26 protein-coding genes are annotated in these 25,528 nt (G+C 68.8%); 14 read left to right on the top strand and 12 right to left on the bottom strand.

Annotated elements, in window-relative coordinates; translation table 11 throughout:
* Positions 1–68: 68 nt before the first annotated feature.
* A complete protein-coding gene (locus FM105_RS07225) occupies positions 69–530 on the bottom strand; it encodes a flavodoxin family protein (protein ID WP_087006771.1) in 462 nt (153 codons plus the stop codon).
* Positions 531–559: 29 nt separating this feature from the next.
* Here FM105_RS07225 and FM105_RS07220 point away from each other — a divergent pair, with 29 nt between their 5' ends.
* The 4 genes from FM105_RS07220 (at position 560) to FM105_RS07205 (ending at position 4,619) form a co-directional block, all read left to right on the top strand.
* Positions 560–1,504: an alpha/beta fold hydrolase gene (locus FM105_RS07220; protein ID WP_087006769.1), complete on the top strand. Its 945-nt coding sequence runs from the start codon at positions 560–562 to the stop codon at positions 1,502–1,504.
* Positions 1,505–1,732: 228 nt separating this feature from the next.
* A complete protein-coding gene (locus FM105_RS07215; RefSeq protein WP_179207109.1) occupies positions 1,733–2,656 on the top strand; it encodes a helix-turn-helix domain-containing protein in 924 nt (307 codons plus the stop codon).
* Positions 2,657–2,956: 300 nt separating this feature from the next.
* Positions 2,957–4,057, top strand: coding sequence for an LLM class flavin-dependent oxidoreductase (locus FM105_RS07210; RefSeq protein ID WP_087006765.1), 1,101 nt, complete (start codon positions 2,957–2,959; stop codon positions 4,055–4,057).
* A 46-nt stretch (positions 4,058–4,103) separates the two neighbouring features.
* On the top strand, positions 4,104–4,619 hold the full coding sequence (locus FM105_RS07205) for a flavin reductase family protein (RefSeq protein WP_087006763.1): 516 nt from the start codon (positions 4,104–4,106) through the stop codon (positions 4,617–4,619).
* Between the two features lie 126 nt (positions 4,620–4,745).
* Here FM105_RS07205 and FM105_RS07200 read toward each other — a convergent pair whose 3' ends face one another.
* From FM105_RS07200 to FM105_RS07180, 5 genes are all read right to left on the bottom strand, one after another.
* Positions 4,746–6,446 carry a polyamine aminopropyltransferase gene (locus FM105_RS07200; RefSeq protein ID WP_256970281.1) on the bottom strand — a complete coding sequence of 567 codons (1,701 nt, stop codon included), beginning with the start codon at positions 6,444–6,446 and terminating at the stop codon, positions 4,746–4,748.
* Positions 6,443–6,868 carry a DUF350 domain-containing protein gene (locus FM105_RS07195; protein WP_087006761.1) on the bottom strand — a complete coding sequence of 142 codons (426 nt, stop codon included), beginning with the start codon at positions 6,866–6,868 and terminating at the stop codon, positions 6,443–6,445. The genes FM105_RS07200 and FM105_RS07195 overlap by 4 nt, the downstream gene beginning before the upstream one ends.
* A 76-nt stretch (positions 6,869–6,944) precedes the next feature.
* Positions 6,945–7,304, bottom strand: a complete 360-nt coding sequence (locus tag FM105_RS07190) for a hypothetical protein (protein WP_087006759.1) — start codon at positions 7,302–7,304, stop codon at positions 6,945–6,947.
* A complete protein-coding gene (locus FM105_RS07185; RefSeq protein WP_087006757.1) occupies positions 7,301–7,993 on the bottom strand; it encodes a DUF2617 family protein in 693 nt (230 codons plus the stop codon). The genes FM105_RS07190 and FM105_RS07185 overlap by 4 nt, the downstream gene beginning before the upstream one ends.
* Positions 7,990–8,631 carry a DUF4178 domain-containing protein gene (locus FM105_RS07180; RefSeq protein WP_256970280.1) on the bottom strand — a complete coding sequence of 214 codons (642 nt, stop codon included), beginning with the start codon at positions 8,629–8,631 and terminating at the stop codon, positions 7,990–7,992. The genes FM105_RS07185 and FM105_RS07180 overlap by 4 nt, the downstream gene beginning before the upstream one ends.
* 187 nt (positions 8,632–8,818) lie before the next feature.
* Here FM105_RS07180 and FM105_RS07175 point away from each other — a divergent pair, with 187 nt between their 5' ends.
* A complete protein-coding gene (locus FM105_RS07175; protein WP_087006753.1) occupies positions 8,819–9,697 on the top strand; it encodes a Sir2 family NAD-dependent protein deacetylase in 879 nt (292 codons plus the stop codon).
* A gap of 111 nt (positions 9,698–9,808) precedes the next feature.
* Positions 9,809–10,567, top strand: a complete 759-nt coding sequence (locus FM105_RS07170; RefSeq protein ID WP_087006751.1) for a TIGR03085 family metal-binding protein — start codon at positions 9,809–9,811, stop codon at positions 10,565–10,567.
* Between the two features lie 44 nt (positions 10,568–10,611).
* Here FM105_RS07170 and FM105_RS07165 read toward each other — a convergent pair whose 3' ends face one another.
* Entirely contained in the window at positions 10,612–11,310 is a 699-nt protein-coding gene (locus tag FM105_RS07165) for an ABC transporter ATP-binding protein (RefSeq protein WP_087006750.1), read from the bottom strand.
* 72 nt (positions 11,311–11,382) lie between these two features.
* On the bottom strand, positions 11,383–12,489 hold the full coding sequence (locus FM105_RS07160) for an ABC transporter permease (RefSeq protein ID WP_256970279.1): 1,107 nt from the start codon (positions 12,487–12,489) through the stop codon (positions 11,383–11,385).
* A 232-nt stretch (positions 12,490–12,721) separates the two neighbouring features.
* Between FM105_RS07160 and FM105_RS07155 the strand changes: the two genes are divergently transcribed.
* Entirely contained in the window at positions 12,722–14,113 is a 1,392-nt protein-coding gene (locus FM105_RS07155) for an ATP-binding protein (protein ID WP_087006748.1), read from the top strand.
* Between the two features lie 120 nt (positions 14,114–14,233).
* A complete protein-coding gene (locus tag FM105_RS07150; protein WP_087006814.1) occupies positions 14,234–14,872 on the top strand; it encodes a response regulator in 639 nt (212 codons plus the stop codon).
* A gap of 127 nt (positions 14,873–14,999) precedes the next feature.
* Here the strand turns inward: FM105_RS07150 and FM105_RS14785 are convergent, their stop codons facing one another.
* The 4 genes from FM105_RS14785 to FM105_RS07130 form a co-directional block, all read right to left on the bottom strand.
* Positions 15,000–15,296 carry a CsbD family protein gene (locus tag FM105_RS14785; protein WP_218777923.1) on the bottom strand — a complete coding sequence of 99 codons (297 nt, stop codon included), beginning with the start codon at positions 15,294–15,296 and terminating at the stop codon, positions 15,000–15,002.
* Positions 15,297–15,424: 128 nt separating this feature from the next.
* Positions 15,425–16,531 carry a tartrate dehydrogenase gene (locus tag FM105_RS07140; protein WP_087006746.1) on the bottom strand — a complete coding sequence of 369 codons (1,107 nt, stop codon included), beginning with the start codon at positions 16,529–16,531 and terminating at the stop codon, positions 15,425–15,427.
* Positions 16,524–16,814 carry a hypothetical protein gene (locus FM105_RS07135; protein WP_087006745.1) on the bottom strand — a complete coding sequence of 97 codons (291 nt, stop codon included), beginning with the start codon at positions 16,812–16,814 and terminating at the stop codon, positions 16,524–16,526. The genes FM105_RS07140 and FM105_RS07135 overlap by 8 nt, the downstream gene beginning before the upstream one ends.
* A gap of 3 nt (positions 16,815–16,817) precedes the next feature.
* Positions 16,818–17,480, bottom strand: coding sequence for a DUF1707 SHOCT-like domain-containing protein (locus tag FM105_RS07130; RefSeq protein ID WP_087006743.1), 663 nt, complete (start codon positions 17,478–17,480; stop codon positions 16,818–16,820).
* 87 nt (positions 17,481–17,567) lie between these two features.
* On the opposite strand from FM105_RS07130, the gene FM105_RS07125 reads away from it, so the two are divergent.
* From FM105_RS07125 to FM105_RS07100, 6 genes are all read left to right on the top strand, one after another.
* Positions 17,568–21,056: a DNA polymerase III subunit gamma and tau gene (locus tag FM105_RS07125; RefSeq protein WP_087006812.1), complete on the top strand. Its 3,489-nt coding sequence runs from the start codon at positions 17,568–17,570 to the stop codon at positions 21,054–21,056.
* Entirely contained in the window at positions 21,053–21,658 is a 606-nt protein-coding gene (recR, locus tag FM105_RS07120; protein ID WP_087006741.1) for a recombination mediator RecR, read from the top strand. The genes FM105_RS07125 and recR overlap by 4 nt, the downstream gene beginning before the upstream one ends.
* Positions 21,659–21,878: 220 nt before the next feature.
* The gene (locus FM105_RS07115; protein ID WP_087006740.1) at positions 21,879–22,541 is read left to right on the top strand and encodes a hypothetical protein; all 663 of its coding nucleotides are present in this window, start codon (positions 21,879–21,881) and stop codon (positions 22,539–22,541) included.
* A 2-nt stretch (positions 22,542–22,543) separates the two neighbouring features.
* Positions 22,544–22,762: a helix-turn-helix domain-containing protein gene (locus FM105_RS07110; protein WP_087006738.1), complete on the top strand. Its 219-nt coding sequence runs from the start codon at positions 22,544–22,546 to the stop codon at positions 22,760–22,762.
* Positions 22,763–22,972: 210 nt separating this feature from the next.
* Positions 22,973–24,271: an aspartate kinase gene (locus FM105_RS07105; protein ID WP_087006736.1), complete on the top strand. Its 1,299-nt coding sequence runs from the start codon at positions 22,973–22,975 to the stop codon at positions 24,269–24,271.
* Positions 24,268–25,311, top strand: coding sequence for an aspartate-semialdehyde dehydrogenase (locus FM105_RS07100; RefSeq protein WP_087006734.1), 1,044 nt, complete (start codon positions 24,268–24,270; stop codon positions 25,309–25,311). Before FM105_RS07105 ends, FM105_RS07100 begins: the two co-directional genes overlap by 4 nt.
* Positions 25,312–25,528: the final 217 nt, after the last annotated feature.

Below are 25,528 nucleotides of genomic sequence, written 5' to 3'. Positions count from 1 at the left end.
CCATTCCAGCGTGAAGGCCATTCCAGCGCGAAGCCCATTCCAGCGTGAAGGCCACTCCAGTGAGAGCGTCACTCCAGGGCTGATGCCATGACCGTCGCGGTCATCTCCTGCACCTGCTCGAGGTGGGAGTCCTCGACCGCGCCGGTCCAGACGACGGGGTCGTGGGAGAGCTTCCACCCGATCCCGGTGGTGATCGCCTCCATCGCCTTCTCCGCACCCGTCGTGTCGTAGCCGCCGTGGATCCAGTACGAGAACGGCCGACCCGCCGTCTGCTCGCGGACATGGTCGTAGACGGTGTCGAAGAAGTGCTTGAGCGCGCCGGAGATGTAGCCGAAGTTCGCGGTGGTGCCCAGGACGTAGGCGTCGGCGGCCAGCACCTGGTCGATGTCCGGCTCCAGAGCCGCGACCTCGACCAGCTCCAGGTCGCCCAGCTCCGCGAGGTCGGGGATCTGCGCAGCACTCAGCGCGGCATCGGCGATGCCCCGCGTGGACTCCGTCGGCGAATGATGGATGAGCAGGATGCGAGCCATACCTCCACGCTACCGCCTACTGTGGAGCCATGGGAGACGCAGATCACACAGACGGTGCGGTACGTGTGGACACGCACGTCGGCAGCCCGTACGACAACAAGTCCATCGCCGCACGACTGGGCGGCGAGACATTCACGACCGACCTGGACGGGCTGGTCTTCGACGGCTTCCGCGTGCCGGCGACGGGAGATGCGGCAGACCGCCCCGTCGCGGTGCTGGTCCACGGGTGGCCGCAGTTCGCGGCCTGCTGGGAGGACACGGCGCGGCAGCTGGCCGCGGCCGGCATCGACGTCATCGCCTACGACCAGCGCGGGTACTCGCCGGGCGCGCGACCCGAGGACGTCGCCGACTACGCCCTCGACCGGCTCCTCGACGACCTCGACGGGCTCCGCCGCGCATGGGGCCTCGACCGCTTCCACCTGGTGGGCCACGACTGGGGCGGCGTGCTGGGCTGGTCGTATGCGGCGCAGCACCCGGAGGCGCTCGCCACGTTCACCTCGGTGTCGACGGCGCATCCGGTCGCGCACGCGACCCGCATCGCGGAGGACCCGGACCAGTACGAGCGGATGCACTACATGCGGCGGATCCGCAAGGACCCCGCAGGAGTCGAGGAGCGGATGCTCGCGGACGGCGGCGCGAAGCTCGCCGCGCTCTACGACGGGACCTTCGCCGAGGACCGGGTCCAGTCGTACATCGACCGGTTCTCCCAGCCCGGGGCCCTGAAAGCCGCACTCGCGTACTACCTGGCGTATGGCGGAGCGCGCCCGGAGGACGGGCCGGTCACCGTTCCCACCCTCTACGTGTGGGGCAGCGAGGACCTGGCATTCACACGCGGCGCAGCGGAGCTCACCGGCCAGTACGTCGAGGGCGACTACCGCTTCGTGGAGATCCCCGGCGCCTCCCACTGGCTGCCGGAGCAGGAGCCGGACGTGGTGGCGGGGTCCGTGATCGACTGGATCCGCGAGCACCCGTGATGGGGGCGGTCGCGTGGCTGTCTGCGCCAGTCGTGCACCGAGCGCATCGACGATCCTGATGGTGAACCCGGGTTCGACCTGAACGAGCTGAGAACCGATTCCCGCAGGTGTCGATGCCGCACTCCGTGCGCATCCGCTATGACGGTGTGCAGAATCTGTACACCACGATCGGTCCGCACAGGTGAGGATTATGATCGCATTCACGCAAAGGCGCGCTGTGGAGGTCGTATGGGACAGGAATCGGCGGCACGTGGGGAACCGCTGCGCCGCATCGTGCTGCGCGTGCTCGAACGGAATCGCAGTGAGCTCGAGGTCACCACGAGCTGGGTCGCGTTCGCGGATGAGAAGGGCCTCGTCTCCGTCGAGTGGTCGTCGGACCCACGGATCGAGCGTGAGATCCGCTCACTGTCATTGGGCGCTGGTGCGGAGCTCGACACCGACGTGGCGGGCAGGAACGACATCGGGACGGCTCTCCGGCTGGGCACCTCATCGTTGGTCCGAGGTGCCGACCACGACGACGAGAGGTTCTTCGAGCTCGTGTGCGCTGCCAGCCCAGTGCTGCACCCGGTCACCTCGGAAGTGTGCGGAGTCGTCAACGTGACCGGGCATCTCAAGGCATCGCACTCACATGTCGCGATCGCGCTCAAGCTCATCGTCTCCCAGATCCGGAGCGAGCTGATCCGGGCCACTCCGCCCCGTCCGCTGCGGTTGGCCGACGCGCACCGACGTCTCACCTCCCACGTGCCCAACGCTGTTGCGACATTCGATGAACACACCCTCATCGCCGAGGACGCGCTGACTCCTCAGCTCGCATCCGTCAATCGTCGCGAACTGTGGGAGTCACTGTCGACGCTGTCCGTGGCTGCTAAGGAAATGGTTCTGCCCACCGGTCACCGGGTGCAGGTCGTGCCGGTGACGAAGGGAACGTGGGTCGACGGTGCCTCGGCGGTGTTCGACATTCCGCGCGCCGAGTCGCTCGAGACAGGACGACCCGGCGGTGACGAAGGTTCGCTCACCCTTCTCGAGGAGGCGGAGCGCAGTGTCATCGCCTCTGTGCTCCGGGAGTGCGAGGGGAACAAGTCTGACGCGGCGGAGCGCCTGGGCCTGTCCCGAGGCACTCTGTATGCGCGCATTCGTCGCTACCGACTCTGACGTCTTTCTCTGACGTTTCTCCGCCGCACTGCACGTCTTCACTCATCGATCACGCTGTCGACGGATCGTCATCACTGAACGCGACTGTTCATCTTCTGAACACCCGGGCGCGAACAGCGAATGCGATTCGTAGGCTCGCAGTGAGATGCACCACAGAGACGGGGCGGCGACGTCCCGCTCAGCTGCCTCACACAGTGGATCTCGGCTCAAAGACGGGCACGAGGTCTACGCAGCGGCTGGGCCCTCCACGGGCCCAGCCCACAGAGCACTAATTCCGACCCCACGAAAGGCGCAGGGATCATGAAACTCGGACTCTTCGGAATGCCTATCCACCCCGCTGACGTCTCACTGGCCGACGCCTACGAATCAGATGCGAACAGGATTGTCCTGGCAGACGAGCTCGGCTACTCGGAGGCGTTCATCGGCGAGCACCAGACGTGCGCGACGGAGCCCGTCGCTTCACCCCTCATGCTCATGGCCTCCGTCATCCACCGGACGAAGAACATCACGCTGGGCAGTGGAGTGACTGCGCTGCCGATGTACCACCCTGCGATGGCCGCCGCGACTGTCGCGCAGTTCGACAACATGGCGCGCGGCCGCTTCATCTGGGGCGTCGGCCAGGGCGGTCTGGCAAGTGATTGGGAAGCCTTCGGCGTCATGGACGGCCAGGAGCGCAACGAGCGCATGATCGAGTCGGTCTCGATCATCAAGGAGCTGTGGACTGGCACGGCGCCATTCCACTTCACCGGCAAGCACTACCCGTTCTCCATCGATGAGACGGTGAATGCGGAGCTGAGCATCGGCCAACCCATCAAGCCGTTCCAGCGTCCCCACCCGCCGATCGCCGCGACCGCGATGTCTCCGGCGTCGAACAGTGTGAAGCAGGCCATCGTGCAGGGCTGGATCCCGATGTCAGCCAACTTCGTTCCCCTCTCGACCGTGTATTCCCACTGGGACAAGATCGTCGAAGGCTATGGCGAGCGCGGGGAGGAGCCGACCGGTGAGAACTGGCGGGTGGCGCGCAACGTCCTCGTCGCGCCCACCGACGAAGAGGCACGTGAAAGGGCCTTCGACCCGGCCGGCCCGAACTTCCACTACTTCCACTACCTCTGGAACCTGTTCTACGGGCTCGGCGCAGGTGCCGTCATGAATGGCACCGGTAAGGACGATGCGGACGTCACCGTCGATGACCTCATCGAGGACATGGTGATCCTCGGGTCGCCGGAAACAGTCGCACGGCGAATCGCTGAGATCCGGGAGAGGGCACCGTTCGGCACCCTGCTCACGACGATGCTCGATGGTTCCAACCCGGCGCACGAGGTGTACGAGCAGGAGTCGATGCGGCTGCTCGCCACCGAGGTCGCCACTCGCGTGGACGCGCCGGTCGGCGCTGCAGTCTGAGCCGACAGACCACTATCCGATTGCGTTCCTACGAGAGGAGCACGTCATGAATGCACTCACACAGCAGTTCGTCACTGCCTTTCGCAATCATCCCGCGGGAGTCGCGCTCGTCACGGCTGATGCGGGCGAAGGCCCGGTCGCGATGACTGCCACCTCCGTCTGCTCGGTGGATGCGGATCCGCCGACGGTCGCCTTCTCCGCGTCCGCACGGTCGTCGAGCACGCCGACTCTGCTGCGCGCGGATACGGTTGTCGTCCACCTGCTGAGCTCACGTCAGCTCGATCTCGCGCAGTTAGGTGCCACGAGCGGCATCGATCGGTTCGCGGACACGAGCCTCTGGCGACGGCTGCCGACCGGAGAGCCCCTCTTCACCAATGCCGCCGCGTGGATCCGAGGTCGCATCACCGGAACCCTGCCGGCTGCGGGTGGGACCCTGTTCATGGTCGAGGGGGAGGAGATCGGGGGTCGGCATACCGAACCTGATGCTCCGGTGGAACCGCCCCTCGTCTACCACAGCAGGGCCTGGCACTCTCTGGGCGAGACCTCGCAGATCGCGGTCTGAACACCGGTGAGCAGCGGCCGGTGAGGCGGAGCGGGGGCCGTGCACGGACGGCCCCCGCTCCGCCGTGTCGAGTGGCTGACCCGCTTCCGCGCGACCCACGAGCGAAGGATTGCCCACGATCTGCGGTCAGTACGCCACCCACGCCCTGCGGTGCTGGTCGATGACGTACGGGTGCAGCAGGGTCGAGGCCTGCGGCTCTCCGACGGATGCGCGGGCCCGATCCGGAGGGAAGACGGCTGCGGCGTCGATGACCGGCTCCGTGGCGTAGGTGAGGTCGTCCGGGGCGTCCTCGGGGAGACCCAGTGGCGGGCCGCCGGGGTCGGCTTCCGTGCCGGAAGCGCGGTCTGCGGGTGAGCTCTCACCCGACTCTCCTTCTGCCGACTCTCCCTCTGCCGGCGCACCCTCTCCCGATGCCCCCGCGAGGAGGAAGCCCCAGTCGCCAAAGCTGGGGACGTCGACGTGGTAGGGGGTGACGGCGAGGCCGGCTCGGCGGACGGATTCCGCGACGCCCCAGTACGCCTCCGGCGCGAAGTAGGGCGATCCGGCCTGGATCACCGTCCGCCCCTCCGGCGCCAGCGCACGAGCGACGAGCCCGTAGAACTCCACGGTGTAGAGCTTCGCCGTCGCCGCATCGTCCGGATCGGGGAGGTCGATGATGATCGTGTCGTAGGCGTCGGCCGCCGCTTCGCCGCGCAGCCACGCGAAGGCGTCCGCGGCGATCGTGGTCACCCGCGGATCGGACAGGGAGCCCTCGTTGAGCGCGCTGATGCGCTCGTCCGACTGCGCGAGCTCGACGACGGCGGGGTCCAGGTCGACGAGCGTGACCGCATCGACATCGTCGTACTCGAGCACCTCACGCGCGGCCATCCCGTCGCCGCCGCCCAGGATCAGCACGTCCTCACGCGGGCCATTCATCGCGGGGTGGACGAGGGACTCGTGGTACCTGTGCTCGTCGGTCGACGAGAACTGCAGGTCGCCGTTCAGGAACATCCGCAGGTCATCGGTGCGGTGGTCCCGCGTGAGGACGATCTGCTGGTAGTCGGAGCGCTCCGAGTGGGTCACCGTGTCCCGGTAGATGCTCTGCTGCCCGGTGATCTCGATCGTGTCCGTCGCGGCCCACGCGACCCCCAGCACGGCGAGGACCGCGACCAGCAGCACGGACAGCCACACCTTCAGCCGCCGGGTGAGCGTGCCGCGATACACCCAGAGGACCACCCCGACGCCGGTGATCGCGTTGACCGCACCCACGGCCAGCGCCCCGTGGGGGAGCCCCAGCAGCGGCAGCAGGAGGAACGGGAACGCCAGTCCGCCCACAAGCCCGCCCACGTAGTCGAACGAGAAGAGGTCAGCGACGGCACTGGACGCCCGCTGCGCGCGGATGCGCTGGAGGATCTCCATGAGCAGGGGTATCTCCGCGCCGATCAGAGCGCCGATCACGAACGCCGCCACCACCATCGCGACCGTGTACGCGTCGAGGAACGCGAATGCCAGGTAGAGGCTCAGGACGGACAGGCCGCCGACCAGCCCCAGCGCGGCCTCGACGAGCGCGAAGCTGACGGCGGGCCAGCGCACCAGGCCCTTCGCCGCGAAGGATCCGACGCCCATCGCGAAGACCATGACGGACAGGACGATCGACGCCTGGACGATCGTGTTGCCCAGCAGATACGACCCCAGCGCGACGAGCGCCAGTTCGTAGACCATCCCGCACGCCGCGCACAGGAACACCGCGAGCATGACGGCGAACCGGGCGATCCCCGGTCGTACGGCGAGAGGGTCTGCGGAGGAGGGATCCTCCGGCTCCTCCGCCGCATCCCGCACGGCGGTCACAGGATCGCGGAGGCCATGATGAGCGAGATGCCGATGTAGGCGGCGGCGGAGACGGCAGCGGCCGGGTGGATGTTCTCCTCGTGGACCATCTGGGCGTGAGAGCCCGGTGTCAGGAGGTTGATCGCCAGGAAGCTGAGCGCCTGGAGCACGATGCCCAGCAGGCCGAAGACGAACGTGGTCAGCAGGCCGAGGACGAAGTCGTCGGCGCTCGCCCGGATCGCCGTCGCCACGACGATCGCGACGGCGAGCAGGCTGGAGCCCACGAGGATCGCCGCGTTCTTCGACCGCTCCTGCCACAGGAGCTCATGGAGCTTCCCGGGCGTGACGAGGTCGACGACGAAGTAGCCGATGAGCATGAGGACCGATCCGACCCCTGCATAGGCCAGGACGATGCCGGATTCGGCGAGGAGGGAGAGGAACATGGGTTTCCTTGTCGACTGGTGGGTGGCTGGTGGGGGACTGTCGGTGTGCTGGGTGCTGAGGCCGGCGAGAGCGGGGCTACTTCCCGAAGCCGCTGCCGCCGCCGCGGTTGCCGGATCCGGAGCCGTAGCGGCTGCCGTCGCCCGGGTTGCCGAAGATGAAGAACCCGCCCCCGCCCCCGTTCGAGCGGTCGCCGCCGCTGCTGGAGCACCCGACGTAGACGTACGTGCCGTCGCCCTGCGACTCGTACTCCCCGGACCCGGGCGTGTGGTCGTACCGGCCGTCGACGAGTGAGTAGTCGCCGCACTGCTGGGATGCCGTGCTGCTCGACTGCGGGAGGAGCGATGTGAACATCCCGAACACGATCATGAGCGCGATGATGACCACGATCAGGGCGATCGCGAGGGATCGGGTCGAGGGCCCGTGCTGGGCGCTCATCGCGTGGCCCCCGGGACGAATCGGGTGCGGGTCTCCACGATCTCGCCGGCCTGCGGGTAGCTGTGCCACGTCCGCCAGACGAGCGCCTCGTCATCCGCGTCGCAGCCGAGGATCGTGAGGGCGTCCGGGTCGCCGGGGAAGCCGGCTGCGCACGACACCTCCATCGCCGAGGCGCTCGCCAGGGCCGCTGCCACGTCGCCCGACAGGTCGGCGGGCTCGTGCACGGTGTGTGCGACGTCGATCGTCCCGGTTGCGAGCTTGCTTCGCCGGTGCGGGGGCACCGGGCCGGCTGTGCCTGCGCCAGCGTCAGCACCAGAGTCTGCGCCAGGATCAGAGCCTGCGTCAGCATCAGAGTCCGACTCTGCGGCAGCGCCGCGGGCGTCCGCGGAGAGGCAGGCGAGGGTCTCGCGGACCAGGACACGGCCTCGGGCGCGGTGGTCCTCCGGCAGCGTCACCGTCACCTGGTGCGAGGTGCCCAGCACCCCGAGCTCGACCCGGAGGGAGCGCGTCGTGCCGTCAGGGGCTGTCACCTGCACGTCGGCCGAGGCGGTGGCCAGCGGTGTGATCCGCGGTTCGACCAGCGAGTACGTCAGCTGATCGGAGCGCGCATCGTGGAAGGGCGCGTCGATGTCCGCGATCGTCAGCGCAGCGGCGGTCGTCGTCGCAGCAGCGGTCGCTCCCGCACTCATATGCCGCCTCCCGGGTAGATCGTGAAGGAGCCGACCGGCAGCGGACGCCCCATCGAGACCTCCCAGCGGCCGTTGCCGAACCGCTCGAAGCCCAGGAGGGTTCCGTCCGAGGATTCGTAGTCGGCGTACTCCGAGGTGCCGTGCGGCGGGAGGCCCGTCGTGCCCTCTCCGCGGAAGGACGCGGTGCCGCGTTCTGAGAATGTGAAGGTGATGCCGTCGACGACGAGGCGCCGGGGTCCCGGCTCCAGCTGCACGTCGGGGCGGTCCCGCCAGACGGCCATCTGCAGCAGCGGGTCCTCCTCGACGGAGAGCCACTGGCGCACGGAGTGGGTGTCGGCCTGGAAGAAGTGCTCGGCCCAGACGTACATGCCCTCGCGGTAGCGCAGCGATCCGCGGATCCAGGCCTTGTCGTCGCCGAACTGCAGGAGGTCGCCGGCCTTCAGCGTGCGCGGGTCGCCTGCGGTCGAGGAGTCGGGGGCGAAGGGGTCCCGCGGCGGCTGGGCGGCGGACTGCTGGTGTCGCCTGCTCGACTCCTTGGAGCGGCGCACGAGGAGGATGATGAGGACGATCGCTGCGACCACGAGTGCGACCGCGATGACCCCCAGGATCAGCAGGAGGACCACATTGAACGACGACACGGAGGGCTCCTCGCGGACGGTGTGCTGATGTGCTGCGGGCGATGCCCCAGCAGGGCTGTCGCAGAAAGCGTACGGCATGCGCGGGCGCGCCCGGGGTGGGAGCGGTTGCAGTCCTGCGACATGGAGGGGGTGCTGGCACGGCGCGGGAATCGGCACGAGCGCGGGACGGGCGTGAGAAGGTGACTGCATGGCTGTGATCCGGGACCCTCTGCGGGGGCGTGAGCGCCCCGCCGCTCCGTCGCACACGGATGCGGAGGTCATCGAGCGGCTGCTGGCTGTGGGCGCCGAGCGGACCGTCGCGCTCGCCGGTGCGGGGATGAGCACCGCGTCGGGCATCCCGGACTATCGCGGCCCGGACGCCGCGCCCCGCTCACCGATGACCTATCAGGCGTTCCTCGCCGGACCGCTCCAGCGCTCGCGCTACTGGGCGCGCAGCTGGGTGGGCTGGGACCGGATCGTGTGGGCGGAGCCGAACGCGGGCCACCGCTCGCTCGCCGCCCTGGGGCTCGCGGGCACCATCACGCAGAACGTCGACGGACTCGACCGGCTGGCCGGAGTGCAGAACGTGGTGGAGCTCCACGGTCGGCTCGACCGCATCGTGTGCCTCTCCTGCGACCGCACGAACTCCCGGCAGTGGATGCAGGACGAGCTCACGCGCCTCAATCCGGGCTTCCTCGACCGGATCGACGTCGATCCGCGCGAGATCGAGGTCGCGCCCGACGGCGATGCGGAGCTCGAGCAGACGCGCGGCTTCCGGGTGCGCGACTGCCCGGTGTGCGGTGGACTGCTCAAGCCCGACCTCGTGTTCTTCGGAGAGACGGTCGATCGGGGAGTCGTGGACACCGCGCTGGGCATGGTCGAGCAGGCCGATGCGCTCGTCGTGCTGGGGTCGTCCCTGGCTGTCATGAGCGGGCTGCGGTTCGTCCGGGCGGCCGCGAAGCGCGGCGCGCTCGTCGTCATCGACACCGACGGGCCGACCCGCGGCGATGAGCTCGCGGACATGCGCTCCCTGTCGCGGACAGCCGACTTCCTCTCCGCGTGGGCGAGCGCCGCCGGCCGCGTGTGAGGCGCACGTGAGGCACACCGGACCTGAACATCAGATGTCCCGTCTCTGATCGTTGGCGCAAGGGGCGTGGCCGTGCTCGACACGCGCGGCCGCCTGGGGCAGGCTGAGGGTATGACATCGCTCGCACGGGAAGAACGACTCAGGCTCGCATCTCTCCTGCGGAAGGTGGGGCCTGGAGCGCCCACTCTGTGCGAGGGCTGGAATGCACGTGATCTCGCGGTTCACCTGGTGATGCGCGACCGTGACCTCCCCGCACTCGTCGGTGAGCACCTCAAGCTCTTCTCGAAGCGGCATGAACGAGTCGACGAGCTGCTGCGGGACACCCCGTGGATCGAGCTGGTCGGCAAGATCGCGCAGGGACCGACGGCGTGGAACCCCAGTTCGTGGGGCGTGGGCGTCGACTCGCTCATGAACACCGCCGAATTCCTCATCCACCACGAAGACGTGCGGCGGGCGCAGCCGGGCTGGCGCCCGCGGGAGCTCGGCACGCAGGTGCAGAAGGACATGCTGCCGCTCGTCCGTGCGCTCGCGCTCTCGTACGCGATCCGTCAGGGCCTCCACCTCGTCCTGCAGCCCCGGGGCTTCGACTCGTTCCGCGCTGGTCGGACCAACAAGACGACGATCACCGTGACCGGGATGCCGGTCGAACTCCTGCTCTACCTCTTCGGGCGCGAAGCGCACGCCGTCGTGGAGGTGCGCGAATCCGCTCCCGTGTCCGCTGACGAGGACGCCGAGGTCGTGGGCGGCACCCCGGACGAGGTCGCCGCAGCGGAATCTGACTCCGTCGAGGGTGAGTGGCCGGCCGCCGTGCGCTCCGAGAAGAAGAAGCGCGGCCCGATGGTGGAGAAGCCCGAGGGCTCAGAGATCTGACAGGCTCACACGGTTGTGTCCGAGACTGCTGTGCCCGAGGCGGCTCACACGGTTGTGTGAGCCGCCTCGATCATGGGCGCGAGGCTCCCGTCGATCATCTCGTACGTCGCGTCGAAGCGCAGCATGAGCTGCAGGTCGTGGGTGACGAGCAGCGTCGCCGTGCCCAGATCGCGGGTGAGGTCGACGACGAGCCCGATGATCTCCTCGCTGCGGGCGCGATCCAGCGCTGAGGTGGGTTCGTCGACGATGAGGACGTTCGGATCCCCCATGAGGGCGCGCGCGATGTTGATCCGCTGACGCTGCCCACCGGACAGTGCTGCCGGACGCGCGTCCCTGTGATCACCCAGCCCGACGACGTCGAGCAGCTCGTCCGCAGCCCGACGACGGGCGGCGCGGCCGCTGCGTGCGCCGTCCATCTCGCCCATGACGAGCAGCTGCTCGCGCGCAGTGAGAGACGGCAGCAGGTTCGACTGCTGGAAGACGATGCCGATCTTCTCGCGCCGCAGGCGGGCCGCTTCCTTCTGGGAGAGCGCCGTCGCGTCGATGCCCGCGATCCGCACGGTGCCAGCATCGGGCCGCACGAGCGTCGAGGCGACGGCGAGGAGGCTGGACTTCCCCGAGCCGGACGGCCCGGTGAGGCCCGCGACTGTGCCGTCGGCGACCTCGAGAGCGGCACGGTCGACTGCGGTGACGCGACCGTCGCCATCGGGGAACGTCAGGGTGATGTCGGAGAGCGAGAGCAAGAGGAGTCCTTCCGGGAGGTGGCGTGTCAGTGGAGTTGGGTGGTGGAGCAGTGGTGTGTCGGAGGAACTGGGTCAGCGTGCGGAGCCCAGCGCGGTGAGCGGGTCGGCCTGCGTGACGGAGCGCAGCGCGAACGCGGCGCCCACGAGCCCCAGGGCGATGAGGAGCACCGCCGGCAGGAGCGTCGTGTACCAGGCGACGACGAACGGGACGACTCCGCTCACGGCCAGGCCCAGGGCCGCCGTCAGCAGGATCCCTCCTCCGACTCCGGCGATCAGCACTGCGAGCGACTGCCCCAGGGCGTCCCGCATGAGCGACGGGGTCGAAGCGCCCAGCGCCTTGAGGACCGCGACGTCACCCGTGCGCTGCATGGTCCACACGGTGAAGAACGCGCCCACCACCAGGGCGGAGATGCCGAACAGCATGCCGACCATCATGAGCAGCGAGCCGATCTCCGAACGGAGCGACGCGATCGCCAGCAGTGACGACAGGTTGCTGTTCACGGTCGTCGACGACTCCTCGGCGAGCGCCTCGAGCTGGTCGTCGACGCTGGCATCGCCGGCCTCGGAGGCGTTGTCGGAGACGTCGAGTGTCAGCGCGGTCGCTGCCACGTCATCCCGCCCCAGGCGGGTCTGCATCTCCTGCCAGTCGCTCATCGTCACGTAGGCGACCGGGGTGTGCGCGTACCAGCGGTCCTCGGCGAGCACGTCCACCGCGAGGTCGATGCCCAGAACCGATACCTGGTCGGCGTCGCCCACGCCGAGGTCCTCTGCGGCCTGCGGGCTCAGCGCCACCTGGCCGTCGCGGGCGGGGGAGTCGGCTGCGCCGCCGAACATCGCGGCGGAGATCCCCGGCGCCGAGGTCCCGGTCTCGTCGGCGCCCGCCGCCTCGGTGCTGCCCGAGTCGGCTTCGGGGGCGTCGATCGTGAAGCGGAGGATCCCGACCTCGCGGACGTTCTCCACGAGGTCCGAGTCGTTCCACGCTTCGACCTGCGCATCGGTGAGCTCGGATTCGTCGAACGTCTCCGCCGCCAGCACGACGCGTTCTCCGTCGAGTGCGCGGACCGCGGAGATGTTCTGCTGTGCGAGCCCACCTGTGAGTCCGGAGAGCAGTCCGATGAGGAGCGTCATGAGCAGGACGACTCCGGTGATGAGGGCGAAGCGGCCGCGGGCGAATCGCATGTCGCGCCAAGCGAGGAACAAGACAGCCTCCGATGTGATGAGGGGCGGGCGGTTGCGGACGGTTCCCATCCGATAACCCCAGTCTTCTCGCCGGCGGGCGCTGTCACATCGGACGGGCGGACGGTCCTCCGGGGCCGGGAGGACTACTCCCGACTAGTCCTTTCGGGGGATACGGACACCGGACCTGTGGAAGCGGTGTCCGCTGCGGGCACAGCGCAGTAGCGTGGGGAGCATGTCCCGCACGTCCCCGGCCCCTCGCTCGTCATCGGTCACCGGCGCGACCGCTCCGACGTTGGCGTCCGCACCTCCGTCCGCGTCCACTCTGACGTCGACATCCGTCGCGGTCGCACTGCAGTGGGGACTGCACGCGCTCGTCGTCGGTCTGGGCGTCCTCGTCGTGGTCCGTGCGCTGTCCGGAGATGCGATCCACCCGGGGGCCGCGATCGTGCTGGTGGCGGCGTTCGAAGCGGTCTATCTGGCCGGCGCGGTGCTGGCGAGGAGGCTGGCGCGGCTGCGGCACCTGTGGGTGGCGACGCTCGCCGTCCTGTGGCTCGGCACGGTCGTGCTGGCCCCGGATGCGGCCTTCCTCGCCTTCCCCCTCTTCTTCCTCTGCCTCCACCTGCTGCGCGGGTGGTGGGGGCCTCTGTCCGTGGCGGCCGTCGCCGTGGTCGCGATCGTGGGGCTCGCGTATCACCGGGGACTCACCGTCGGCGGGGTCACCGGACCGCTCGTGGGCGCCGGGGTGGCAGTGGCGATCGGCCTGGGCGTGCGCACCCTCGTCCGGGAGGTCCGTGCCCGTGAACGACTCGTGACCCGCCTGCTGGCAGCGCAGTCGCAGCTCGCGGAGACGGAGCGCGCCGCAGGGGTGGAGGCCGAGCGCACCCGCATGGCCGCGGAGCTCCACGACACCGTCGCCCAGAACCTCTCGAGCATCCAGCTGCTGCTGAGCGCGGCGGAGCGGCGCATGGGCGCCGAGGCTGCGGGACTCCATGAGATCGCGCTCGCGAAGTCGTCGGCCGCTTCCGCACTGACGGAGACACGTGCTTTCATCCGCGCGCTGAACTCACCGAAGCTGGCTGCGGCGACCCTGCCGGATGCGCTCGCCCGTGTTGTGAGCGAGACGGGTTCCGAGGCCTCGACAGCGGGCACTGTGATCGAGAGGCACGAGCCATCGGCCGGGACCGGGGTCTCGGAGGGGACTGGGGTTTCGGACGGAACAGTGGCCTCGGTCGCGGGCACCGCCGACGCACCGGGAGGCGCAGCCGAGTTCGTGTTCCGCACGAGCGGCACCGCTCGCGCGCTTCCCCGGCCGGTCGAGACGACGATCCTGCGCATCGTGCAGGGGGCGCTCGGCAATGCGGTGACCCACGCGCATGCGGACAGGGTGCTCGTGACGCTCGCGTACGGGCACCAGCGGATCGCGGTCGACATCGTCGATGACGGACGTGGATTCGACCCGGCGGCGGTGCGGCCGTCGGGGGAGTCTGACTCGTTCGGGCTCGACGTCATGCGCGCGCGGGCACGGGCGGTGGGCGGGGCGCTCACCGTTGACTCGCGTCCGGGTGAGGGCACCACGGTGCGCGCGGTGTTCGACGTGGATGAAGAGGCGAGTGGCGAGCGATGACGGGAGTGGAGTGGCAGTGAGAGGCGAGGCAGTGAGAGTCGAGCGCGGCCGGGATGGCCATTGTGGTGGGGAAGACCATGGGCGGCAGGGAGCGCAGTGGGTGACGAGGAGGAGGCAGCGATGACAGTGCGCGTGCTCGTGTGCGATGACCACCCCGTTGTGCGGGCGGGGATCACGGCTCTGCTCTCGACGGATGAGGGGATCGACGTGGTCGGCGAAGCGGCCACGGGGGAGGAGATCGTCAGGCTCGCGGCAGAGGTGCCGGCGGACCTGGTCCTCATGGACCTCCAGCTGGGCAGCGGTGACGGCGTCATACACGGAGCGGAGGCGACCCGCAGGGTCCGTGCGGGCGGCCCAACGGCGCCGAACGTGCTGGTCCTCACGAACTACGACAGTGACGCGGACGTCGTGACGGCGATCGAGGCGGGAGCCGCGGGCTATCTGCTCAAGGACACCCCGCCGGATCAGCTGCTCGACGGGATCCGCCGGGCGGCGGCGGGGGAGACGGCGCTCTCACCCGACGTGACCGCCATGCTCATGAAGCGGATGAGGACACCCGCGATCAGCCTGAGCGTGCGGGAGCTGGAGGTCGTCGAAGCAGTCGCAGGCGGCCTGTCGAACTCCCAGATCGCAGGGCGGCTCTTCGTATCGGAGTCGACCGTGAAGACCCACCTCGCCCACATCTTCGACAAGCTTGGAGCTCGCTCACGGACGGACGCGGTGGCGAAGGCGCGCGAAGCGGGGCTCATCCGCGGGTGAGCTGCTCGACACGAGAGTCGCGTCGACATGAGAGTCGCGAAACGCCGGTTCCGTGCTCCAGACACCGTGTTCTGGCGCGGTGTCTGGAGCACGGAACCGGCGTTTCGGCCGCTAGACGACTGCGCGCTCAGCGCCCGGCGTCGTTGTCCTTGCCGAAGCGGTCCTTGAGCGCGTCCTTGGCGCCGCCCATCTTCTCGCCCAGACCGCTCGAGTTCTCCTTGAGGTCGTCGACGCCCTTGCGAGCCTTGTCGGCGGCGTCATTCACTGCGGCCTCGGTGCGATCCTTCGCCCCTTCGCGCTGGAGGTCGGGGTTGTTCGTGGCGTCGCCCACGCTCTCCTTGACCTTGCCGCTCAGATCCTTCGCCTTGTCTCCGATGCCCATGGTCGACTCCTCTCGTCGCACGCCCGCGGTGATGCGGGTCATGAACGACGATACCGGCAGGAGACGTTGTTGTCTCTGACAAGCCGTCCGGCCCCTGACAAGCCGTCCGGCCCCGTGACAAGCCGTCCGCACCAGCAGCCCGTCCCTCGTCGAGGACCAGCTGAGCTCCCTCAGCCCCGGCCGCGCACCACGGCCGGGTGGTTGATCGCATCGGCGATGGCCCTGCCCAGGCCGGCAGTGGTGCCGGCCCCGCCCAGGTCGGGGGTGACGATCCTCGTGTCACCGGCGGCGACGACGGCCTCGAAGGCCTCCTCGATCGCCGCGGCGGCCTCCGCCTCGCCCAGGTGATCCAGCATGAGCGCCGCCGACCAGATCTGGCCGATCGGATTCGCGATGCCCTGGCCCGCGATGTCGGGCGCCGATCCGTGGACGGGTTCGAAGAGCGACGGGTGGGTCCCCTCCGGATTGATGTTCGCGCTGGGTGCGATGCCGATCGTCCCGACGCACGCGGGTCCCAGGTCGGACAGGATGTCGCCGAACAGGTTCGAGGCGACGACGACGTCGAACCAGTCCGGGTGCAGGACGAAGTTCGCCGCGAGGATGTCGATGTGGAACTGGTCGACGTCGATGTCCGGGTACGACTCGGACATCGCGGCGACGCGCTCGTCCCAGTACGGCATGGTGATCGCGATGCCGTTGGACTTCGTGGCGGAGGTCACCTTCTTCGCGGGGCGCCGCTCCGCCAGGTCGAACGCGTAGCGCAGCACCCGGTCGATGCCGGTGCGAGTCATGATCGTCTCCTGGATGACGGTCTCCCGCTCCGTGCCCTCGAACATGCGGCCGCCCACGGACGAGTACTCGCCCTCCGTGTTCTCGCGGACGACGTAGAAGTCGACCTCGCCCGGCTCGCGCCCGGCCAGCGGGCTGCGCACGCCCTTGAGCAGCTTCACGGGCCGCAGGTTCACGTACTGGTCGAACACCCGTCGGAACTGGAGGATCGACCCCCACAGGCTCACATGGTCCGGGACGACGTCCGGCCAGCCGACGGCGCCGAAGAAGATCGCATCGACCGCCTCCAGCTGCTCCGCCCAGTCCTCCGGCATCATCGTGCCGTGGGCCTTCCAGTGCTCCGCGCTCGCCCAGTCGAGCTCGATGAGATCGAGTTCGAATCCGTAGACGTCCGCGGCGGCGTGGAGCGCACGGACGCCCTCTGGCATGACCTCGGTGCCGATCCCGTCACCGGGGATGACCGCGATCCTGTAGGTCCTGTCACTCATCGGTCCAGTCCTTCCCTCCGTCGCGTCCGGACTCCCCGTCGAGTCCACGCTCCTCGTCGAGCCGATCGAGGTCCCCGATCCGACGCTCCTCCTCCAGCCTACGGCGTTCGAGCTCGAGGCGCCTCTGATCCTCGTGCTCCTCCCAGCGCCTGCGCGTCCGGGCGCCGATCGCGGCGTCGGGGTTCCGCACCAGTCGGAGGATCAGCCAGCCGCCGCCCACCACCGCGACGAGGAACGCTCCCGTGATGATGAAGATCGCCAGTGTCGAGGGCTCACCGACCATGAGTCAGGACCTCTTCTCCAGGCGGCGCTTGTCGAACCAGTTGGCGTAGCGCACGGTGAGCGTGCTCATGCCCAGCGAGCCGCTCACCCGGACGAGGGGGAGGCCCGGCTGCGGCACCTGGTCCACGTGGGACTTCCTGGTGCCCCATGAGCCGCGGACGTCGTCGATGTCGACGCCCCAGCCGTCCGGCACGACGATGAGGCAGGTGCCCATCGCCCCGGCGACGTCGACGCTGATGATCTCCGGCGCTGTCTCCACCTCGAGAAAGCTCAGCTCGACGGTCGCACCGGTCGATTCGACGCGGATGAAGGGCGGGACCTCCCAGCGGCCTCGGCGGCGCTCGTCCTCCCAGCCAGCGCGCAGCACGAGCGGTCGGCCGAGCTCCCATCCGGGTGCGTCCCGGGACGGGACCACCGCGCCCGAGGCCGTCCGCGCGACCGTGCCCGGGGCACGTCCCAGCGCACTGGACGGGGGCGGAACGGGGAGGTCCTCGACGAGGAGGTCGAGATCGGCATAGGTCTTGGCGTCCGCGGCCTTCTCCATGCGCTCCGTGAGCTCTTCGACCGTCAGGCGTCCGTCACCTGCGGCGACGCGCAGCGTCTCGATGACGTCCTCGCGTTCGGCGTGTCCGATCCGGATCTTCCGGGCCGCGGAATCGCCGTCCATGTACTGGTCCTCCTCGCCCGTGGGCTTCAGTCTGTGCCGACTCTGGGCTGATGTTCTGTGTCCGTCCCTGACTATAGGGTGGGGGACGTGTCCACCGCACTGTATAGGCGCTACCGCCCCGAAGCCTTCGACGAAGTCATCGGGCAGGAGCATGTGACTCGCCCGCTGTCCGCCGCCATCGACGCAGGGCGCATCAACCATGCCTTCCTGTTCTCCGGTCCCCGCGGCTGCGGGAAGACGACGTCGGCGCGCATCCTGGCGCGCTGCCTCAACTGTGCCGAAGGCCCCACCTCGAATCCGTGCGGCCAGTGCCCCAGCTGCCAGGACCTCGCGAACGGCGGAGCGGGATCGCTGGACGTCGTGGAGATCGACGCGGCCAGCCACAACGGCGTCGACGATGCCCGCGACCTGCGGGAGCGGGCCGTGTACGCGCCGGCCCGGGACCGCTACAAGGTGTTCATCCTCGACGAGGCCCACATGGTGACGACGCAGGGCTTCAACGCCCTGCTCAAGCTCGTCGAAGAGCCGCCGGCCCACGTGAAGTTCGTCTTCGCGACGACGGAGCCGGACAAGGTCATCCAGACGATCCGCTCGCGGACGCACCACTACCCGTTCCGGCTGGTCCCGCCGGAGACCCTGGTGCGGTACCTCGACGATCTGAGCGGTCGGGAGAACGTGAACGTCGGCAAGGGGGTCCTGCCGCTCGTCGTGCGCGCGGGCGGGGGGTCGGTCCGCGACACCCTCTCCGTCCTCGACCAGCTGATGGCCGGAGCAGGCGCGGAGGGCGTCGACTACGCGACGGCGGTCGCGCTGCTGGGCTATACGGATGACTCGCTGCTGGGCGACATCGTCGATTCGTTCTCCGCTGGCGATGGTGCCGGGGTGTTCCGCGTCATCGATCGTGTCGTCGAATCGGGGCACGATCCGCGCCGCTTCGTCGAGGATCTGCTGGAGCGCTTCCGCGACCTCTTCGTCATCTCTGCGGCAGAGGATGCCGCGGCGTCGTTCCTGCCGGAGGTGCCCGCGGACAGGCTGGAGCGCCTCAAGGTGCAGGCTCGTGCGTTCGGCCCCGGTGAGCTGTCACGCGCAGCGGATCTGCTGAACGTGGGACTGACGGAGATGACCGGTGCGACGTCGCCGCGTCTGCAGCTGGAGCTCATCTGCGCGCGGATCCTCCTGCCGGGCGCGGAGAACTCACGTCGGTCCGTCGTGTCCCGCGTCGACAGGCTCGAACGGCGCATCGGCATGAGCGCCGGTGGCCGTATGCCGGCAGGGGCGGTGCCCGTGCAGGCGGCGGCTGAACCCGGTGGACCTGAAGCGGCCGGACCGGAACCCGCTGGGACTGAGCCTGCTGGACCTGAGCCTGCTGGAACCGACCTGGCTGGGACTGGGCGCACTGGCGCTGAGCAGCCCGGGGCGCAGCAGACAGGGGCCCAGCAGACTGGGACAGGGCGCACTGAGCACGCCGGAGCCGAGGCGGCACCGGGTTCGCGCGCTGCTCGCAGTCAGGAGTCGCCAGCGGGGCAGAGCCGTGCAGCGGGCGCAGCTGCGTCCGCTGAGCAGGACGCGGACCCGTTCGCGGGTATGGCCGCTGCGATGGCATCGGCGCGGTCGGTGCTCGACGGCGGACCGGAGGAGGCGCCTCGTGTCGCCCCGAAGGACAGGTCTCACGCCGCACCGGATGATCGGCCTCGCAGTGCACCGGAGGACACGCAGCGCGCCGCGCCGGCGTCGGCTCCCGCAGAACCTTTCCGTGCGGACCAGCAGCCCGACCCGCGCCCCGCACAGATGCGGCAGGCTGAGCCTCAGCAGCCTCAGCAGCCTCAGCAGCCTCAGCAGCCTCAGCAGCCTCAGCAGCCTCAGCAGCCTCAGCAGCCTCAGCAGCCTCAGCAGCCTCAGGGTGCTCAGCAGGTGGATGCCCCGGAGGCCGCAGTCCCGCCCGCTACAGACTCGATGGCCGACGTGCCGGAAGCGCACGCGTCACCGGAGATCCGGCAGGCTCCCGGAGTCGGGGCGGAGATCGACGCGATCCGTCGCGGCTGGCCCGACGTGCTCGCCAGGCTCCAGCAGCTGCGCAAGCTCTCATACGCGATCGTGAGCGGAAACTCCTTCCCGCAGCGGTTCGCTGATGGTGTGCTCTTCCTCGGCTTCAGCAACCCCGGATCGGTCCAGGCCTTCCGCCGAGGACCTCACGCGCAGTTCGTGAGCTCGGCCCTCGAGGATTCGCTGGGGATCCGCGCGGAAGTCCGTGTGGGAGACGAGAACGCGGGACCGCCTTCCTCGACCTCGGCGCCCAGTGGCCCGCAAACAGGTGGTCCGCAAACCAGTGGTCCGCACACAGGTGGTCCTCCATCCGGCGGTTCTCCTTCCGGCGGTTCTGCGGGGCCGGGCGGTTCGGGTTCGGCTGGTTCGGGAAGCAGCGGCCCAGGTCAGATGGCAGCGGCTCCCCATGATCGTTCGGGCCCGCGTGAGGTGACACAGGAAGAACTGGACTCCGTCGTCGGTCCGCGCGAAGCCGATCGGGCGCCCGTCGACCACGAGCGGTACTGGCAGAGCGACTCGGCCGACCAGAGCGGCGCAGCGCAGTCGGACGCGCCGACCAGTCAGCCGACGTCCCCGCGGGGACGCGAAGGCCGTGACGATGCGGAGGGCGACAGTCAGACTCCGCTGACGGGTGCAGATGCGGAACGGGACCCTCGTGAAACTTTCGCAGGCGCGCCCGAACCCTTCGCCGGCGCACCCGATGCTGAGCCTGCTGACGCGGAGACCAGCACATCTGCGCAGACGATGACATCTGCGGCTCCTGAGCCGGATGATTCTGCACCTGAGGGTTCGACAGCGTCGGATCCGTGGGCGCCGGAGGCCGGTCACGGATCGTGGTCGGGTGGCTCCCCCCAGGGCTGGTCAGGTGACTCCGCGCAGGACTGGTCCGGAGACTCCGCGCAGGACGACGGGCCCGTCGCGACTGCGGCGGGGGACAGGGCCGTGGACCTCGGTGCCGTCCTTGTTCCTCCTCCCGTCGACATCGAGCCCTATCCGGAGGACGGCGAATCCTACCCCGCCGATGGAGAATCCTCTCCCGACGGAGGCGCGTACCCGGACGCATACTCAGACGACTACAGGGACCCGCAAGGGGACACCCTTGCCGAACCTGTCGAAGAGGCTCCAGAACACGGGCCGCCAGACGAATCCGGGTCGTTCGAGGCACGGGAGTCGACGGGCAGCCAGACTCCCGCGGCGAGCGGCGACCTCGATTTCCTGGGTGCGTACGCCGACGTGGACATCTCCTTCACAGAGAATCCCGGCCACGCTCAGGCAGCGCGCACTGCAGAACCTGATGCATCCGCGGATTCGCCCCTGGGACGGTACGCCCACCTCGCGCAGCGCCACAGTGGCGATGTGAAGGGGGCGAGCCAGCCTCCGCCGCCCGTCGAGGAGCACGTGCCGGACCCGGTCGAGAACTACACCGATTACGACACCGAAGGCGACGCCGATATCGAGCACGACAACGAGTTCGGTCCCGCCGTCGTCCAGCGCCTGCTGGGTGGCGTGATCATCGAGGAGTTGAACGAGTGAGCCTGCTCTACGAAGGCGCCCTGCAGGATCTGGTCGAGGAGTTCGGCCGACTGCCGGGCATCGGCCCCAAGTCCGCGCAGCGCATGGCATTCCACATCCTCCAGGCGGACACCGCGGACGTCGACGCTCTGGCCGACGCTCTGCGCGAGGTGAAGCGCCGCGTCCGCTTCTGCGACGTCTGCGGCAACGTCGCAGAAGACGCGACATGCGTCATCTGCAAGGACGAGCGCCGCGACCAGACGATGATCTGCGTCGTCGAGGAGCCCAAGGATGTCCTCGCCGTGGAACGCACGCGCGAATACCGCGGCCTCTACCACGTGCTCGGCGGCTCCATCGATCCCATGGCGGGGATCGGTCCCGACGACCTCCGCATCAAGGACCTTCTGCCCCGACTGCAGTCGGGGGACGTGCAGGAGGTCGTCATCGCGACCGACCCGAACCTCGAGGGCGAAGCGACTGCCACGTACCTCATCCGCCTGCTCAGCAGCGTGGGTCTCACGGTGTCGCGACTGGCATCGGGGCTGCCCGTCGGCGGCGATCTCGAGTACGCGGACGAAGTGACGCTCGGGCGAGCGTTCGAAGGACGCCGTTCAGTCTCCTGACGCGCGGTCTCCTGCGCAGTCTCCAGCCCAGTCTCCAGCGCTGTCACCGGACACCTGCCCGGCTCACACCACTCCGCCGTGTGACGTGCGCTCCTTGACGTGCGCATCTTGACTTCTTATCGATAAACGGCAAACATATTGTTTATCGATATATCGACATTCGATAAGAGGCGGTCATGCGCCGCGTAGAAGTCTCACGTCAGTTAAGGGGCGAGCAGATATGAACACGCACGACTCGACACATCAGGTCCCCGGCCCCGAGGATCGTTCCGGTCCTGACGGGCCCACCACCGCAGGCGCGAAGAAGAAGCAGACGTGGGGGTTCGAGGTGCTCCTCGTCCTCCCGCTCATCGCCCTGCTCAACGCCGCGGCATCACCGCTGTTCAGTGCGGCGCTGTCCGACCGTCTGCCCGTCGCCCTCGAGTTCGATGAGCCGACCGATCTCACACTGGGCGGCGTCGAACTCGCCGTCGAGGGTCTGGCGACCCTCTCTGTGCCCGTGTCCGACCTCAGCGCGTGGGCGATGGGCCAGTTCATCGCGGCCAAGGCGATCTGGATCCTCGGGCTCTTCGCGGCGACGTGGTTCGCATCCCGTGCAGTCTCCGAAGTCGTGCACGGTCAGACGTTCTCCCCGCGCGTGGCCGGAAGTCTGACAGGACTGTCGTGGACCCTGGCCGTGACGGGACCGCTCTATGCACTTGCTCAGATCCCCGGCGACAACCTCGTCATCCGGGACCTCGGGCTGCGAGACGCGGCAGTGAGCAACGGCGTCACACAGGAGATGTCATATCTGTGGGTCGGGGCGGTCATCTTCGCCGAGCTCCTGCGCAGGGCCGTCAAGCGCGGTCGCGAGGTCCAGGACGAGCTGGAAGGAGTGATCTGAGGATGAGCTCCGGCGAGCCGCGGGTCGCCTGCCACATCGACAGCCTGCTCGCGCAGCGGGAGATGACGCTCACCCAGTTGTCCGAACGAGTGGGAGTGAGTCTGGCGAACCTCTCCGTGCTCAAGAACAACCGCGCGAAGGCAGTGCGATTCACGACGCTTCTCGCATTGTGCGAGGTCCTCGAATGCCAGCCGGGCGACCTCTTCAGCGTCGTTCGGTGAGGCGGGGCGGGAAGCGCCCGCACGAGCAGGAGTCGAGGTGCCGAGGCGGTGCCGACCGATCATGGCCGGCGCCGCCTCCGCGTCCCAGAATGACGGGGTGGCCGGAACACGGTCGGGAAGTGCCCGTAGAATGGTGCGCGGCTCGGCCGCAGCGGTGCTGCATCGTTTCGCCGCCGGCCGGACCGAACAGCCCGCGAGAGAATTGAGCACATGAGCCTCGTCGTACAGAAGTTCGGAGGTTCCTCCGTCGCCGACGCCGCATCCGTCAAGAGGGTCGCCAAGCGCATTGCGTCGTATCGCAAGGCCGGCCATGACGTGGTCGTCGTCGTATCCGCCATGGGGGACCAGACAGACGACCTGATCGACCTCGCACAAGAGGTCTCGCCCGTCCCACCGCCGCGTGAACTCGACATGCTGCTGACCGCCGGAGAGCGCATCTCCATGGCGGTCCTAGCGATGGCGATCGCGAACCTGGGGGAGAGCGCGCAGTCGTTCACCGGTTCCCAGGCCGGCGTGATCACGGACGAATCCCACGGACGCGCACGCATCATCGACGTCACCCCGGGTCGGATCCGCTCCGCGCTCGACGACGGCCACGTCGCGATCGTCGCGGGATTCCAGGGCGTGAGCCAGACGACCAAGAACATCACGACGCTGGGCCGCGGCGGCTCCGACACCACAGCCGTCGCGCTCGCCGCCGCGCTGGACGCGGACGTCTGCGAGATCTACTCGGACGTCGACGGCGTGTTCACAGCCGATCCCCGGATCGTGCCGTCCGCCCGCAAGATCGACAAGATCGGCTACGAGGAGATGATGGAGATGGCTGCCTCCGGCGCCAAGATCCTCATGCTCCGCTGCGTCGAGTACGCGCGCCGTTCCGGTGTGCCCATCCATGTCCGCTCGTCGTTCTCGAAGCACAGCGGCACGTGGGTCACCGACGGGGAGATCCCCGAGCCCTTCAGGACCGCAAGCACGAAGGAATCCACCATGGAACAGCCCATCATCTCCGGAGTCGCGCACGACCGCTCCGAAGCCAAGCTCACCATCGTCGGAGTGCCCGATGTGCCCGGCAAGGCAGCGGAGATCTTCAGCATCATCTCCGAGCAGGAGATCAACATCGACATGATCGTGCAGAACATCTCCACGCGCGATCCCGGCCGCACGGACATCTCCTTCACCCTGCCGATGGCGGATGGTGCGAAGGCGATCGAGGCGCTCGAGGCCCGCAAGGACAGCATCAGCTTCGACCACATCCGCTACGACGACCAGATCGGCAAGCTGTCGGTCGTCGGCGACGGCATGCGCTCGAACCCGGGGGTCACCGCGACCCTGTTCCGCGCACTCAGCGAAGAGCACGTCAACATCGACCTCATCTCCACCTCGGAGATCCGCATCAGTGTCGTGACGCGCGCCGAGGACCTGGACCGCGCCGTCACCGCGGCGCACAGCGCATACGGGCTGGACAGCGAAGAGACCCAGGCGGTCGTGTACGGAGGGACAGGACGATGACAGCAGTGACCATCGGAATCGTCGGGGCCACCGGGCAGGTGGGCGCTGTCATGCGCACCCTGCTCGAGGCGGATCCCGGGTTCGAGATCGGCGCGGTGCGCTTCTTCGCATCCGCACGCTCGGCGGGTAAGACCATGCCGTTCCGCGGCGAGGACATCGTCGTCGAGGACACGGCCACGGCCGACCCGACAGGCGTGGACATCGCACTGTTCTCCGCCGGAGGCGACACCTCCCGTGCGCAGGCAGAGCGCTTCGCCGCCGCCGGTGCGGTCGTCATCGACAACTCCTCCGCGTGGCGCGGCGATGCCGAGGTCCCGCTCGTCGTGAGCGAGGTCAACCCCGAAGCGGTCGACGATCGCCCGAAGGGCATCATCGCGAACCCCAACTGCACGACGATGGCCGCGATGCCGCCGCTCAAGGCGCTGCACGACGCCGCGGGACTCGAGCGCCTCAAGGTCGCCACCTACCAGGCCGTGTCCGGATCCGGGCTGGCCGGCGTCAAAGAGCTCACCGAACAGGCGCAGGCGGTCGCACCGCATGCGTCCGCTCTGGTGAGCTCGGGCTCCGCCGTCGATTTCCCTGAGCCGCAGGTCTACACGGATCCCATCGCGTTCAACGTGCTGCCACTGGCCGGCGCGCTCGTGGATGACGGCGAGTACGAGACTGATGAGGAGAAGAAGCTCCGCAACGAGTCCCGCAAGATCCTCGCTCTGCCCGACCTGCTGGTCGCCGGCACCTGCGTGCGCGTCCCCGTCGTCACGGGCCACTCGCTGTCGATCCACGCGGAGTTCTCCCGCGCGATCACCGCGGACGAGGCTCGCGAGGTGCTGGGGAAGGCCGCCGGCGTCGCGCTCGAGGACGTGCCCACCCCGCTCAAGGCCGCGGGTGCGGATCCCAGCTTCGTCGGACGGATCCGCCAGGACCAGTCCGTGCCGGAGGGCCGCGGACTCGTGCTGTTCGTCGCGAACGACAACCTCCGCAAGGGGGCTGCGCTGAACACGGTGCAGATCGCACGGATCGTGGCCGACCGTCTGGGCTGACGCTGCGCTTCAGTGGGGCGCAGCCCCACCGGACCGCTGTCCCCATCGGACCTTCGACGGCGCCTCTTCCCGCATGGGAAGGGGCGCCGTCGGCGTTGTGGCGGTCGGCGGACCGCATCGAAACATCGACATATCTGCATTAGTCCCGCCCCGGGCCCCCGCGTAGCCTGACAGCAATACGCACGATCTTCTGTGGAAGGCCGTGCGACCAGCCTCA

It is taken from the genome of Brevibacterium yomogidense (genome assembly GCF_900163715.1).
In the GTDB taxonomy this organism is placed as follows: Bacteria; Actinomycetota; Actinomycetes; order Actinomycetales; family Brevibacteriaceae; genus Brevibacterium; species Brevibacterium yomogidense_A.
Note: the sequence above shows the minus strand (reverse complement) of the source record. Positions and strands in the feature narration are given on the sequence as shown.

Excerpts from the sequence above, each read along its gene's own strand:
- FM105_RS07225 (WP_087006771.1), bottom strand. The coding sequence starts at position 530 with ATGGCTCGCATCCTGCTCATCCATCATTCGCCGACGGAGTCCACGCGG.
- FM105_RS07220 (WP_087006769.1), top strand. The coding sequence starts at position 560 with ATGGGAGACGCAGATCACACAGACGGTGCGGTACGTGTGGACACGCAC.
- FM105_RS07215 (WP_179207109.1), top strand. The coding sequence starts at position 1,733 with ATGGGACAGGAATCGGCGGCACGTGGGGAACCGCTGCGCCGCATCGTG.
- FM105_RS07210 (WP_087006765.1), top strand. The coding sequence starts at position 2,957 with ATGAAACTCGGACTCTTCGGAATGCCTATCCACCCCGCTGACGTCTCA.
- FM105_RS07205 (WP_087006763.1), top strand. The coding sequence starts at position 4,104 with ATGAATGCACTCACACAGCAGTTCGTCACTGCCTTTCGCAATCATCCC.
- FM105_RS07195 (WP_087006761.1), bottom strand. The coding sequence starts at position 6,868 with ATGTTCCTCTCCCTCCTCGCCGAATCCGGCATCGTCCTGGCCTATGCA.
- FM105_RS07190 (WP_087006759.1), bottom strand. The coding sequence starts at position 7,304 with ATGAGCGCCCAGCACGGGCCCTCGACCCGATCCCTCGCGATCGCCCTG.
- FM105_RS07185 (WP_087006757.1), bottom strand. The coding sequence starts at position 7,993 with ATGAGTGCGGGAGCGACCGCTGCTGCGACGACGACCGCCGCTGCGCTG.
- FM105_RS07175 (WP_087006753.1), top strand. The coding sequence starts at position 8,819 with ATGGCTGTGATCCGGGACCCTCTGCGGGGGCGTGAGCGCCCCGCCGCT.
- FM105_RS07170 (WP_087006751.1), top strand. The coding sequence starts at position 9,809 with ATGACATCGCTCGCACGGGAAGAACGACTCAGGCTCGCATCTCTCCTG.
- FM105_RS07160 (WP_256970279.1), bottom strand. The coding sequence starts at position 12,489 with ATGCGATTCGCCCGCGGCCGCTTCGCCCTCATCACCGGAGTCGTCCTG.
- FM105_RS07155 (WP_087006748.1), top strand. The coding sequence starts at position 12,722 with ATGTCCCGCACGTCCCCGGCCCCTCGCTCGTCATCGGTCACCGGCGCG.
- FM105_RS07150 (WP_087006814.1), top strand. The coding sequence starts at position 14,234 with ATGACAGTGCGCGTGCTCGTGTGCGATGACCACCCCGTTGTGCGGGCG.
- FM105_RS14785 (WP_218777923.1), bottom strand. The coding sequence starts at position 15,296 with ATGACCCGCATCACCGCGGGCGTGCGACGAGAGGAGTCGACCATGGGC.
- FM105_RS07140 (WP_087006746.1), bottom strand. The coding sequence starts at position 16,531 with ATGAGTGACAGGACCTACAGGATCGCGGTCATCCCCGGTGACGGGATC.
- FM105_RS07135 (WP_087006745.1), bottom strand. The coding sequence starts at position 16,814 with ATGGTCGGTGAGCCCTCGACACTGGCGATCTTCATCATCACGGGAGCG.
- FM105_RS07130 (WP_087006743.1), bottom strand. The coding sequence starts at position 17,480 with ATGGACGGCGATTCCGCGGCCCGGAAGATCCGGATCGGACACGCCGAA.
- FM105_RS07115 (WP_087006740.1), top strand. The coding sequence starts at position 21,879 with ATGAACACGCACGACTCGACACATCAGGTCCCCGGCCCCGAGGATCGT.
- FM105_RS07110 (WP_087006738.1), top strand. The coding sequence starts at position 22,544 with ATGAGCTCCGGCGAGCCGCGGGTCGCCTGCCACATCGACAGCCTGCTC.
- FM105_RS07105 (WP_087006736.1), top strand. The coding sequence starts at position 22,973 with ATGAGCCTCGTCGTACAGAAGTTCGGAGGTTCCTCCGTCGCCGACGCC.
- FM105_RS07100 (WP_087006734.1), top strand. The coding sequence starts at position 24,268 with ATGACAGCAGTGACCATCGGAATCGTCGGGGCCACCGGGCAGGTGGGC.